At 54.4% G+C, this 12,453-nt stretch carries 10 protein-coding genes; 3 read left to right on the top strand and 7 right to left on the bottom strand.

Annotated features, from left to right (window positions below; all coding sequences use genetic code 11):
* Positions 1 to 8: 8 nt before the first annotated feature.
* From ACEVG1_RS12245 to ACEVG1_RS12225, 5 genes are all read right to left on the bottom strand, one after another.
* The gene (locus tag ACEVG1_RS12245) at positions 9 to 3,128 is read right to left on the bottom strand and encodes a SusC/RagA family TonB-linked outer membrane protein (protein WP_374743965.1); all 3,120 of its coding nucleotides are present in this window, start codon (positions 3,126 to 3,128) and stop codon (positions 9 to 11) included.
* A gap of 308 nt (positions 3,129 to 3,436) precedes the next feature.
* Entirely contained in the window at positions 3,437 to 4,138 is a 702-nt protein-coding gene (locus tag ACEVG1_RS12240) for a FadR/GntR family transcriptional regulator (RefSeq protein ID WP_374743964.1), read from the bottom strand.
* 183 nt (positions 4,139 to 4,321) lie between these two features.
* A complete protein-coding gene (dgoD, locus tag ACEVG1_RS12235; RefSeq protein ID WP_374744159.1) occupies positions 4,322 to 5,470 on the bottom strand; it encodes a galactonate dehydratase in 1,149 nt (382 codons plus the stop codon).
* A gap of 24 nt (positions 5,471 to 5,494) precedes the next feature.
* On the bottom strand, positions 5,495 to 6,109 hold the full coding sequence (locus tag ACEVG1_RS12230) for a bifunctional 4-hydroxy-2-oxoglutarate aldolase/2-dehydro-3-deoxy-phosphogluconate aldolase (RefSeq protein WP_374743963.1): 615 nt from the start codon (positions 6,107 to 6,109) through the stop codon (positions 5,495 to 5,497).
* A 161-nt stretch (positions 6,110 to 6,270) separates the two neighbouring features.
* On the bottom strand, positions 6,271 to 7,596 hold the full coding sequence (locus ACEVG1_RS12225; RefSeq protein WP_374743962.1) for a sugar porter family MFS transporter: 1,326 nt from the start codon (positions 7,594 to 7,596) through the stop codon (positions 6,271 to 6,273).
* A 162-nt stretch (positions 7,597 to 7,758) separates the two neighbouring features.
* Between ACEVG1_RS12225 and ACEVG1_RS12220 the strand changes: the two genes are divergently transcribed.
* Together ACEVG1_RS12220 and ACEVG1_RS12215 are read left to right on the top strand one after the other, a co-directional pair.
* Positions 7,759 to 8,484, top strand: coding sequence for a hypothetical protein (locus ACEVG1_RS12220; protein WP_374743961.1), 726 nt, complete (start codon positions 7,759 to 7,761; stop codon positions 8,482 to 8,484).
* A gap of 16 nt (positions 8,485 to 8,500) precedes the next feature.
* A complete protein-coding gene (locus ACEVG1_RS12215) occupies positions 8,501 to 9,250 on the top strand; it encodes a hypothetical protein (protein WP_374743960.1) in 750 nt (249 codons plus the stop codon).
* A gap of 17 nt (positions 9,251 to 9,267) precedes the next feature.
* On the opposite strand, the gene ACEVG1_RS12210 is transcribed toward ACEVG1_RS12215, so the two are convergent.
* Entirely contained in the window at positions 9,268 to 10,290 is a 1,023-nt protein-coding gene (locus tag ACEVG1_RS12210) for an LLM class flavin-dependent oxidoreductase (protein ID WP_374743959.1), read from the bottom strand.
* Positions 10,291 to 10,497: 207 nt separating this feature from the next.
* Here ACEVG1_RS12210 and ACEVG1_RS12205 point away from each other — a divergent pair, with 207 nt between their 5' ends.
* Positions 10,498 to 10,908, top strand: coding sequence for a hypothetical protein (locus ACEVG1_RS12205; protein WP_374743958.1), 411 nt, complete (start codon positions 10,498 to 10,500; stop codon positions 10,906 to 10,908).
* Between the two features lie 11 nt (positions 10,909 to 10,919).
* On the opposite strand, the gene ACEVG1_RS12200 is transcribed toward ACEVG1_RS12205, so the two are convergent.
* A complete protein-coding gene (locus ACEVG1_RS12200; RefSeq protein ID WP_374743957.1) occupies positions 10,920 to 12,260 on the bottom strand; it encodes a mechanosensitive ion channel family protein in 1,341 nt (446 codons plus the stop codon).
* Between the last annotated feature and the right edge of the window lie 193 nt (positions 12,261 to 12,453).

Raw genomic sequence — 12,453 nt, 5'->3', positions numbered from 1 at the left:
CCGTAGTCTTATAAGGTGATTTTGGCTCCGAAGGAAAATCTGCGAATCGGAGGGTAATTGTAATAAGATGCGTTGTAAGTGGTGGATGCACCCACTTCGGGAGAGATACCCATGCCCTGCACCGCAGAGAAATAATGGAGGTTGTTTCCAGACAGTGTGAATGTGAGGTCCTTGATCCCCAATCGGCTGAACACCTTCTCGGGCACCCGGTACAACAGACTGACTTCGCGTATGCAGAGGTAGTCGCCTCTGTAATTGAATACGTCAGATGTGCGCGAGAAATTGGAATTGCCCACGTCCGGATCGTTCGCCGTAAACCGAGCATACTTCGTATCGTCCCCCTCGCCCGTCCAGGCCTTCTTCACCTCGTCTACCAACGTGTAGTTGTTTGCAAAGGTGTTCATGAAGTAGCGCATGTAGGCATTGTGGTTGATCGAGTGCCCCAGTGCCCAGTCGACGAAGACATTCAAGCTGAACTGCTTGTATGAAAATGAGTTGTTGAGCCCGCCCGTGGTGTGGGGCACCGTTACACCGAGTTCGAATTGGTCCCTGCTGGTAATCCGGTTGTCGCCATCGCGATCCAGCCATTCGTAGTCGCCGGGCAGCTTGCGGCCGCGTACACTTTGGCCGTCTGCCGGATCCCAGCCCCGTGCACTTTCGTCGTAGCGGGCGTTGGCCGCCTGTTGGGCATTCTGGAGGATGTGGTCTACCGTATAGCCGTAATACCTATACAGGGGTTCCCCCTCGGCAGTGCCGCCGAAAGCCGTCCCATCGGCCAGCGTGATGCCACCTATCCTGTTCCTTTCGCGGCCATTGTCGGGCAGTTCCAGCACCTTGTTCTTCACAAAACTCCACGTCAACTTCGAATCCCATGAGAAAGCGCCTCCGGTTATGTTTTTGGAAGAGACTTCGAAATCGTATCCATGGAACCGCACCTTGCCGATGTTGGTCTGTACCGTGCTGAATCCGCTGGTATTGGGCAGCTGCATGCTGAATAGCAGGTCTTCCGTAATCTTGTTGAAGTAATCGGCACTGATGGAAATCCGGTTTTTCACGATGCTCAGATCAAACCCGGCATCGAGTTGGGTCGACGTTTCCCAGGTCAAATCGCGGTTGGGCATCGTTGCGGGAACGATACCCGCATTGCCGTTGTACCGTGCATCGGTTGCGTACCTTCCCAATGCATCATACAGGCCGATGGAATTGTTGCCGGTTTGGCCGTAGCTCGCCCTGAGCTTGAGGTAGTTCACCACCGGGCTGCCGTGCAAGAAATTCTCTTCAGAGACCACCCAGCCGCCGGAAACACCGGGGAAGAAGCCCCAGCGGTTCTCTTCGGCAAATAAAGACGACCCGTCGAACCGGAACGTGGCCATCAACAGGTATTTTTGGAGGTAGTCGTAAGATAGCCGCCCGAAGTAACCGATCAACACTTCCTTCTCGAAGTTGCTGTCGGCCCCCGTCTTGTTGGGTCCGGCGGTCAGCGTGGGCACCTTGTCCGAGCTGGCCCCCGTAGCGCTCGCCGAAAACGTTTTGTTGTCGGTTACTTGGTATGAGTAGCCCACCGTTCCGGAGAGTGCATGCGTATTCCGGAAGCGCTGGTCGTAAGAAAGGTAGGCGTCCAGTTTGGTCCGGCCCAGTTCACCGAACCGCGACCTGGTGGTCCGCAGACCACTGAATTCATGGGCTTTTTCGAAATAATCGGCTTGGACAACGTGGTTGTAATTGGAGAGCTGTACGTTCGCCTTCAGCTGGTCTACAATGCGGTAGTCCAACCCGCCGATCAATGCCAGCCGTCTGTTCTTATCCGTCTGATCCCGCGTGTAGTCCCACCAAACCGGGTTTGGGGAAGACGCGTTATAGCCCGGTGTGGGGCGTCCATCGGCATAATAAACCTTTTGGGTGGCCGGTGTGGCGAGCCCACGGGCGATGACGTTCATCTGGTTTTCGAACTCGCTCGACAGCGTACTCGAAAAATCGAAAGCCGTATTCAGCGAAAGGCGGTCCGATATTTTGACATCCGAGCGGGCGCGGGCGCTGTACCGTGAGTATCCCGTACCCAACGCCACGCCCCCATCGTCCGTATAGCCGCCACTGGCGGCGTACCGGATAAACTCATTGCCGCCGTCTATGCCAAGGTAGTAGTTCTGCCAGAGCACGTCGCGGTACATCAGCGATTGGTAGTCGTTATCTTGGTATATGAGCGTTTTGCTGGGGTCGAGCGGGTCGGGCATGGAGCCGTATCCGGCGGGGACCGCTTCGCCCGGCTGAAGGTAGCGCGTGGAATAGATCGAGTTTTCGTCATTGCCCGAACTGGCAGAATAGCCCGAGGCGTTGTTATATTGCGGGTTGGAGCTCACGGCTACCGCCGGCCGCACCGTGCTGATGTAGTCCCTGGCGTTCATGAAATCAATCAGTGTTTCGGGCTGCTGGTGGGCCAGGTCCATATCAAAGGTAATACGGGGTGCCGTTGATGCAGACCCTTTCTTGGTGGTAATGAGGACCACGCCGTTGGATGCCCGCGAGCCGTAGATGGCCGTCGATGCCGCATCCTTCAGCACCTCGATGGATTCCACGTCATTGGGATTGATGCCCGAAAAAGCCCTTTCCACCCCATCGACCAGTACCAGTGGGTCGTTGGTTTTGTTGATGGAAGAGCCGCCCCGGATCCGGAATATCGCGTCGGCACCCGGGGTGTTGTTCGATGAGTACACGCGTGCCCCGGCCACCTTGCCCTTTAGCCCTTCACCAACGGTGCTGATGGGTATGTCCTGCAGCACCTCCCCGCCTACCCGGGTAATGGCGGAAGTAATGGTGCGCCGCGACTGGGTTCCGTAGCCCACCACGACCACCTCGTCCAGGTGCGACTGCGACTCGACCAACACCACATTGAGCACGTTGGAGGAAGGAATGGGCAATTCCTGTGTTTCGAACCCGATTGCCGAGAACACAAGTACCCGATGCCCGGCGGGCACATCCAGGCGATAGCGCCCAGCGGCATCGGTAAGGGCCTGTACATTCACGTCTTTTAGTGAAACGGTGACGCCCTGCAACGGCTCGCCGCCTACGGTGGTGGCCACACCGCTCACCACGTTGTTTTGAGCGTGCGCTACTTGGATCGGAAAATTCATCCAACCAACAAGCAAACAAATAGATAACGATAATAATCTCATAATTTCAAGTCTATTTTTTTAGTAAGGTTCCTAATAAGCTTTCAATCGCATCATCCAGTTTATCATTCCAATTGGTTTAATAGTCCTTATGTAGAACATATTGACAAATATAAACGCTTTGCTTTCATACTTCCAAATATTTTTTTCATCTATTTAAATTTGCTTTTTTTCGGTGATGAAGCTATCAGATTTATTCATCCCCCAGTGTGGTCTGAAAAATCATGATGGTTTCATTTCCTTTGGGAGCTCGGCTTAGGGCGTTTTATCTACTTTATCCGCTCAAAATGCGGGCTTAGGTGTTCCCTCATCCCTTGGCGGAAATCTTCGGGGCCACCTTTCTTGAGCAGTTCCAACAGGTCGCGATGGGTTACCCGCCCTACTTTCGCCTCGCCGTTTAATTTGGCTTCTTCACTCACCACGTATTCAAATACGGGCAGCAGCATGTTCTGGAAGCGCATCAGCGTATCGTTGCCGCTCATTTGGTAGAGCTTTCCGTGGAAGGCGATTTCGTATTTCACTTTGAAAGGAAGTTGTATTTGGTTTACTTCCTTATTGACGATCTGTTCCAGTTCCTTCAGGTCCTGGTCCGTTGCACGCACAAACAGCACGTCGGCCAGGCCCATTTCCAGCACCAATCGAAGTTCAAACAGGTCTTTCAGTGTCTTTTGATCCAGGATCAGCGGGTCCATCACCCGTTCGAACCCGCCCAGCACATCGGGTTCGGCCAGGACCATCCCGCGTTTTTTCTTGGATTCGATCATGCCCAGCATCTTGAGGCGGCTCAATGCTTCGCGCAGCACGTTCCGGCTCACATCCAATGCCTCGGCCAGCTCCAGTTCCTTCGGTAGCGCATCGCCGGGTTTGAATGCTTTCTTTTTCAAGTATTCCCGTAAACGCAGCTCCACCACGTCTGCCATGGTAGAAGGTTCGATCCGCCCGATATCTCGGCTCAAATTAGTGCTTGCCATTGTTCATGTGAGATTGTGCGGGCAAAATTGCATTTTTTTATTATGATTATGTAGAACAAAATGAAATATTGGTGTCGGTATCCCTTCCATTGACCCGGTTTAACCACCTGGCCTGTAATGGAAAACGGGGTCATTTTGAAATTGGCAGAAAGGGATGAATCAGTCGGGGGTTGTCTACAAAAGTTACCATTCCGCAAAACTACCGTCTTCGAGCCGCCAGATGGGATTGGTCCATTGATGGCCTACCTGCTGCGCACGCAGCAATGCCTGCTCATCGATCTCCACGCCGAGCCCCGGCTTTTCGAACAGCTGGATATAGCCGTCTTTCACGGTAAATACTTCCGGATTGGCCACGTAGTCCAGCAAATCAAAGCCTTGGTTGTAGTGGATGCCGATGCTGCTCTCCTGGATAACGGCGTTGATGCACGAAAAATCGATGGTGAGGGCGGCGGCAAGTGATATGGGCCCCAGCGGGCAATGGGGCGCCACCGCCACGTCATAGGCCTCGGCCATGCTGGCGATGCGGAACACTTCGGAGATCCCGCCGGCGTGGCTGAGGTCGGGCTGGATGATATCCACATGGCCATCATGCAGCAGGTGCTTGAAGTCCCACCGGGAAAACATCCGCTCACCCATGGCAATGGGGATGCTGGTATAGGCGGCGATTTTAGCGAGCGCCTCCGCGTGTTCGCTCAACACGGGCTCTTCGATGAAGAGCGGATGGTAGGGTTCCAGTTCATCGATCAAGCGCCGTACCATCCCTTTGTGGACACGCCCGTGGAAATCGAGGCCTATATCCAACTGGTCGCCGAACGCTTCGCGCAGTAATTTGATGTTGTCGACCACCGTGGCGACATCGCGCTGCGAAGCAATCCAGTCTATCCGGCCGGTGGCGTTCATTTTCACGGCACCGTAGCCCTCGGCAATCCGGTCCTCGGCCTGCTTGATGACCACATCGGGGTGGTCACCCCCTATCCAGCAGTACATCTTCATCTGCTGGCGCACCGCCCCTCCGAGCAACTGGTAAACGGGGAGGCCTGCCGACTTTCCCTTGATGTCCCAAAGTGCCTGGTCAATACCGGAGATGGCACTCATCAAGATGGGGCCGCCACGGTAAAAACCACCGCGGTACAGCACCTGCCACACATCCTGTATATCGTGGGCCGACCGACCGACGACGTAGGGCGACAGTTCGTTGACGCAGGCGGCGACCGTATCGGCACGCCCCTCCACGATAGGTTCGCCCCAGCCGATGATCCCCTCCTTGGTGGTTACCTTTAGGAAAAGCCACCTGGGTGGCACCTTGAACAATTCGAGTTTTTCAATGATCAGTTTATCTTGCATGATAGGTTGTTTTTATGATACTACGGTAGCGGAACGTAATTTCGCAAGGTGTGCGCCAATGGCTCCCACATCGCCCGAAAGGATGCTGCCCCCCATGCCCACACCCACCGCGCCTGCGCGGAGCCACTCTTCGGCATTTGAAAAACCAACACCGCCCACAGCGATAAACTTGGCTTGGTTGTATGGGCCCAGCAGTGCCTTCAGATAAGCCGGCCCCAATACCGAAGCGGGGAACAGTTTGATGAAATCTGCTCCGTGGTGAATGCCTTCGGCCACCTCGGTAGGTGTAAGCGCTCCCATCAATACCGGCACGCCGGCGCCATGCGCCGTCGTGATCACATCCACATGCATATTGGGGGTAACCAAAAACTGGGCACCGTATGACAGCGCTTCTTTTGCCAATGTCTCGTCAAGGATGGTCCCTGCGCCGACCAGGATGTCGGGATACCGCTCACGTGCCTGTTGGATGGTCCGTCCGTAGCCGGGCGTATTGCTGGTTATCTCCAGCACCTGTATACCGGCGGCTACCAAGGCGGCTACCGTGGGCAATGCCTCTCGCTCTTCGGCTACCCGCACGATGGCAATCACCTTTTCTGCTTGTATTCTTGTACTGATTGTTTCTTTCATCTACTCTTTATTTTTTGTTTTTCATTCGCCAGCACCTGTCCCGCCTTAGCGGGATGGAGCCTTTGATGATTAAAGATAATCATTGCCCTGTGTGCTTACGATTATTTAAATCATGTCGGGTTCATAGTTTCATGTCATGAATCCGCACCGTTTGGTGGCGGCTACGTGGTCAATTCTTCCTGGAGCTGCTCGAGCGATTTATTCTTGGTTTCGGGGAGCACGAACCAGGCAAAGAACAAATTGGCCACCATGGCTACCGCGAAAAAGCCGAATATGTAGGCCGCTCCGTTGCCGATACTACCCACGATAATAGGAAACGTCCAAGACAATGCCGTGTTCCACACCCAGTGGGTCATGCTCCCGAATACCTGCCCTTTCGCCCGCACGCTCGTAGGAAAAACCTCGGCTATGAGTACCCAGATGACGGCACCCAGCGATATGGCGAACGAGGCGATGAATCCGATGAGGTAAAACAGCATCGAATACCCTTCGAAACTATCTTCATAGAAACCCTTGGCCGCCAGGCCCAGCGAAACAATCATGCCGATGGAGCCGACGATCAGCAGCTTTTTGCGCCCTACCCGGTCGATGATGAGCATTGCCAGCATGGTAAACACGAGGTTGGTTACGCCGATGATGGCCGACTGCATAAGCGCGGAATCGCGGAGCAGGCCAGCGGTTTCGAAGATACGTGGCGCATAATAGAGGATGGCATTGATGCCCGACAGCTGATTGAACGTGGCAATCAGGAAGGCGAACAATATGGGCCGGTAGTACTTGCGCTGGAATAGCCGCTCCTCGTGCAAGGACGATTGGAGCGAACCCTTTATCGCCTCCAGTTGGGCGGTGATATGCGGGGTGCCTATTTTCCGGAATACCTGCCCGGCTTCGTCGCTGCGTTGCTGTTTTACCAGCCACCGCGGGCTTTCCGGTATGGTAAAAAGCAGGATGGCAAATAGCGCCGAGGGGATTGCCAGCACGCCCAACATCCACCGCCAGTCTTCGGGCACACCGCTGAGCCAGTAGTTGGATGCATAGGCCGCCACAATACCGAAAACGATGTTGAACTGGAAAAACGCCACAAACCGGCCCCGCCAGTTGGAGGGGGATATCTCAGCGATATACATGGGTCCTACCACAGACGATGCCCCCACGGCGATACCGCCAATCAGCCTGAAAAACAGGAACGAATGCCAGTTGACGATCAGTCCGCAGCCCAATGCGGAAACTAGGTAGATCACCGCTACCCATTGCAGCGTCGGTTTCCGTCCGTATCGTTCCACGGGCTTGCCACAGACCACGGTACCGATGATCGTACCGATCAGGGCGATGGCAATGGTAAACCCGTGCCAATAGTCCGTTAACCCATATACTTCCTGTATGGCTGCCTCCGCCCCGGAAATGACCGCGGTATCAAAGCCGAAGAGGAAACCGCCCAACGACGCCACAAAGGCAACGTAGAACATGTAATTGTTGATTTTGCTCATATTGGAATAAATTGGCCCTAAAAGTACGGTTATTTTTTCTTTTTTCTCACATACGGAAGGTCCGTGCCACACCATTTCGCTTTTTATATGTTATGTGATAAAAAGCGGCAGAAAAGAATGCCGGTGGTGTAGCATTTGTCCACGTCTGCTCGTCAACAAGATATGATGAAAAAATTGAATCTGATCGTTGCCCTTGTGGCCGTTGTGGTGCTGCTTGGCAGTTGTTTACGGGGCGGTGATCCGCAGCCCCAACTTGTTGGCGGCACTACATTTATCAACACGTTTATCGAAGCCAATGCGGCGTATTACTACATAGACCGCAATACGGTATCTGGATTGGACCCACTCCCTTACCGGAGCTATGGCCCCGGCATACCCGTGTATGTGTACCCCGGCGAGGGCCGCCGGTTGGAAATCTATTCGACGTACCAGGACAACCGGCTCGTAGACACGGCCCTTACCGTACGGGATAGCGTATATTATTCGTCGATCCTCTTCGGCACGCACGATGACCCGCGGCACTTCATTACCGAAGACCGGGTTCCCGAAAGCGCAGCGGACCCAACGGCCATCGCTGCGGTGCGGTTCTTTAACCTGGCGAATACCGATCGCCGTGTGACCCTCCATATCGGCGATATCGAACCGGTAGCGGCTTTCCGCAACCGGCCCATCGAAACACCGCAGAGCGGTAAGCAAAACGAGGGCTTCATTCCCGTAACCACAGGTACCTATACCATCCATGTAACGGATGAGGCCGGCGAAACGATGGCTACGCGGCAAGGTACGGTTGCCCTGCCGGCAGGCAGCTACACCAGTGTTTTCCTCACGGGCGACGAACGGGATCCGAACACGTTCTATGTAGGTATCGTACGGCAATGGGTAAATTAACTAACGGTAATTTCTGATGGAAACCAACTACCTCCCCCGCTTACCCCTTTTTATCGGGCTTATCGGGCTCACCTTGTTTGCCGGCTGCATAAAAGAGGAAGAACCTGCACCGGATGTCCGCTCGGGCCTCGCTGTGGTCAACTCGTTCTTGGAGGCGCAAGCGATCCTCCATCGGTTGGATGTAGGCCGTGGTCTCCAGCAACTGAACCAAGGCCAAGGTTACCGGGGGGTCGATTACTACGCCGTACCGAGTTACGAAAGCTGCCGGTTGGAGATCATCTCGTCCAACGAAGGTGCGCAACTGGTAGATACCACCTTTGCACTGGAGGAAGACAAATATTACACATCCTTCCTTTTCGGCACGGAGGCGGCACCCCAGCATTTCGTCACCAACGACCGATTGCCGGCCGGCACGGAAGACCTGAAGTCGATTGCCGGCCTTCGTTTTTTCAACCTGGCCGAGTCGACGCATCGGGTTACCCTGCAAGTCGCCACCGCCGAGCCGATGGCTCCTTTCAGCAACCGCCCTACCGAAACGCCTGCAACCGCCAAAGCGGCGGAGGAATTTATGCCCACCACCCAAACGGGAACGCACGTGCTGACCATACGCGACGAAGAGGGAACGCAGCTGGCCAGGCGTACTGGCGTGGCCCTGGATCCGGGCGATTACCTGACCGTTTTCCTAACGGGCAACGGCAACGAAGCTGCTCCCTATTACATCGGCATCGTACGCCATCGGGGGCTTCGTTATGAAGCCGGCGAATAACGGCAGCCGTGGCTTCATCAACGCCACCCCAGCGCCGGGGCAACGTGCTCCAAGATAGCGGAAAGCACATGGACGTTGTAATCGACGCCCAGCGTATTGGGCACCGTCAAGAGGAGCGTATCGGCTTCCTGTATCGCTTCGTCGTTGGCCAATTCCTTGATGAGCCGGTCGGGTTCGGCAGCATAACTCCGCCCGAAAATAGCGCGCTTGCCCGGTTCGATCGTTCCGACCTTATCAACGCGACCAGCTTCCTGTCCGAAGTAATGGCGGTCCTGGTCGGTGACCAGCGCAAAGATCGACCGGCTCACAGATACCCGCGGTTCGCGCGTGTGCCCGGCTTTTCGCCAAGCGTCTTTATACAGCCTGATCTGCTCCGCTTGCTGCACATGGAACGGCTTGCCGCCCTCGTCGTACTTCAAGGTGGAGCTTTGCAGGTGCATCCCATTTTCAGCAGCCCAAATAGCGGTTGCATTGGACGCGGCGCCCCACCAGATGCGTTCGCGCAACCCATCCGAATGCGGCTCCAGGCGCAATAGGCCCGGTGGGTTTGGAAACATGGGGCGGGGATTGGGCTGAGCGAACCCTACCCCTTTAAGCCGTTCCAGGAACTCCAATGCTTTGCGGCGCCCCATGTCGGCATCGGTTTCCCCTTCTTCTAATCCGTAACCGAAGTAGCGCCACCCATCGATGACCTGCTCGGGCGAACCCCGGCTGATGCCCAGCTGCAACCGCCCACTCGAAATCAAATCGGCGGCTCCGGCATCTTCCACCATATACAACGGGTTTTCATAGCGCATATCGATCACGCCGGTTCCGATCTCTATGGCATTTGTTTTGGCACCGATAGCTGCAAGCAACGGAAAGGGCGACGCCAGCTGCGCAGCAAAATGATGCACCCGGAAATAGGCACCATCCAGTCCCATTTCCTCGGCGGCAACTGCCAGATCGATCGACTGGAGCAACGTGTCGCTTGCTGTGCGTGTTTGGTAGGCCGGATGATCGGACCAGTGCCCGAACGATAGGAATCCTATTTTCTTCATATAGCAAAGGTACGGAATATCCCGCATCGCCTAGCGGATACGCCTATTATATATCGACACCCAGGCCGCCATAGCCAGCTGATTTTTTTTCTGTACTTTTGCCGCCGTAGTTGAATTGAGATCATGAACGAGCGTACCAAAAAAATCTTCCTTGCTATTTGCATCATTCTCCCATTTTTGCTGTATTGCTTCTATTATTACAGCCAGATGTTCAAGAACGCACCGTTCCGGTTTGCGGATTTCGAATCGATTGTGCTTAAATACGGTGAAGGCGACGACCTTGTCAATCAATTTGATTCGAAGACGGGCCTGTACCGATTCCTCAACAAGCAGGATTCACTGGTGGTAGACACCGTGAGGTTACGCAAAGACGATGTGCAGTACCTGCACGGGAAAGCGACGCAACTGGGGTTCTGGAACCTGCCGGACGACATGACCACGGGGGAACCGGACGGAACAACGCCCGTGGCCCGCTTCTACCTGCAGTTCAACTACAAGGAAAAAAGCAAAGAGGTGACGCTGGATGCGGATTTTAACGGCAATACCAAAATGCGCGACGTGGCCAAAACGATGGTCGACGAGGCGATGCGCCTGGTCAACGATGCCCGTATCCGTTGATGCCCCCCGTCCTACCCATTGCTTTGCCGGATAGGCACCGAGGCGGCGGCTTCACCGCCAACCCCACGCGTTGACAACCCGAGGCTACGCACATCGTCGGCGGCGGGCGCTTCAAACACCTCCAGCCCGAAATACTTGACCGAAGCCAGCAAGTGGTCGAAAATATCGGCCATCGCATTCTCGTAGATGGCCCATTGGGTATTGGAGGTGTACATATAAAGCTCTATTGGCAACCCAGTTTCCGTGGGTTGCAATTGGCGTACAACCATCGTGTAGCCTTTGTGGATCAACGGATGCTGCGCGGTGTACAGCGTGATATACTGCCGGTAAAGTCCTGCGTTTGTCATCTTCCGCCCGTTCACCGGCATGGTCGGGTCGGCACCGCTCTCCAGATTATATTGCTCAATCTCTTTCTGCCGCTCCTCGATGAACGGTTTCAACAGCTGTATCTTCTTGAGGTGCTCGATTTCTTCTTTTTCCAGGTAACGTATGGTGGATATCTTGATGCTCACGGAACGCTTGATGCGGCGCCCACCACTTTCATGCATACCCCGCCAGTTCTTGAACGAGTCCGTAACGAGGTAATGGGTGGGTACGGTGGTGATGGTCTTATCCCAGTTCCGAACCTTCACGGTATTGAGATTGATTTCGAGCACATCGCCATCGGCGTTGTACTTGGGCATCTCTATCCAATCGCCCACACGTACCATATCATTGGTAGATACCTGTATGCTGGCCACGAAGCCCATGATAGTATCTTTGAAGACCAGCAGGAGGATAGCCGACGCAGCACCCAGGGCACCCAGGAAAGCCCAGGGCGATTGGCCGGTAAGCATGGAAAATATAATGATGCCGCCGATGAAAAACATGAAGATATTGACCACTTGGAGGTAACTGTCCAGCGGCTTGTCTTCAAACCCTTTCTTGGTGCGCAGGTGATCGCGGATGGACCGGAGTACCGCCCGGAAAAGCAATACCCATACAACGACCAGAACAACGTCGAAAAACTTCCGCACAGGGCCGATCCAATCCGGGAAAGCGGAAAAAACGACGGGGATGAACTGGATGGAGATGATAAGCGGCACCAGTCGCGCCAGCTGGGCCATGGCCCGGTTGCGCACGAGGTGGTCATCGAATTTGGTTTTTGACCGCTTAGCAAAAAGCGCCAGCGTATTGACAAGGAATTTACGGAGTACATGGTAAACAATGCTCAATAGGATGCATAGCAGCGCCAGCAACACAAAAAGGTTGACGATGTCCGCCTGTTCTACAGGCACTCCCCACCCGATAAGCGTTTGGTAGGTCCATTGATAGATGATGTTTGACGAGTTTGCGATGGTAGGTATTTCCATAAAGTAACTGATTGAACGGTAAAAAAGAAGACGTAACGGGCAACAAAGTTACAGTTTCTCTACGAATAACAAAACCACGCGAGGAGTACCACAGGGAAATCGCTTTTAAAAATACGCGGCGAGCAGGCTGCTTCGGAAATCGTCATCCAGGGCAGCGCGTTGCCTCTTTTTAGGCTTACTTAACTTTGATTCG

The organism is Parapedobacter sp. 2B3 (genome assembly GCF_041925275.1).
GTDB lineage: Bacteria > Bacteroidota > Bacteroidia > Sphingobacteriales > Sphingobacteriaceae > Parapedobacter > Parapedobacter pyrenivorans_A.
This window is presented reverse-complemented; position numbering and strand designations above follow the sequence as displayed.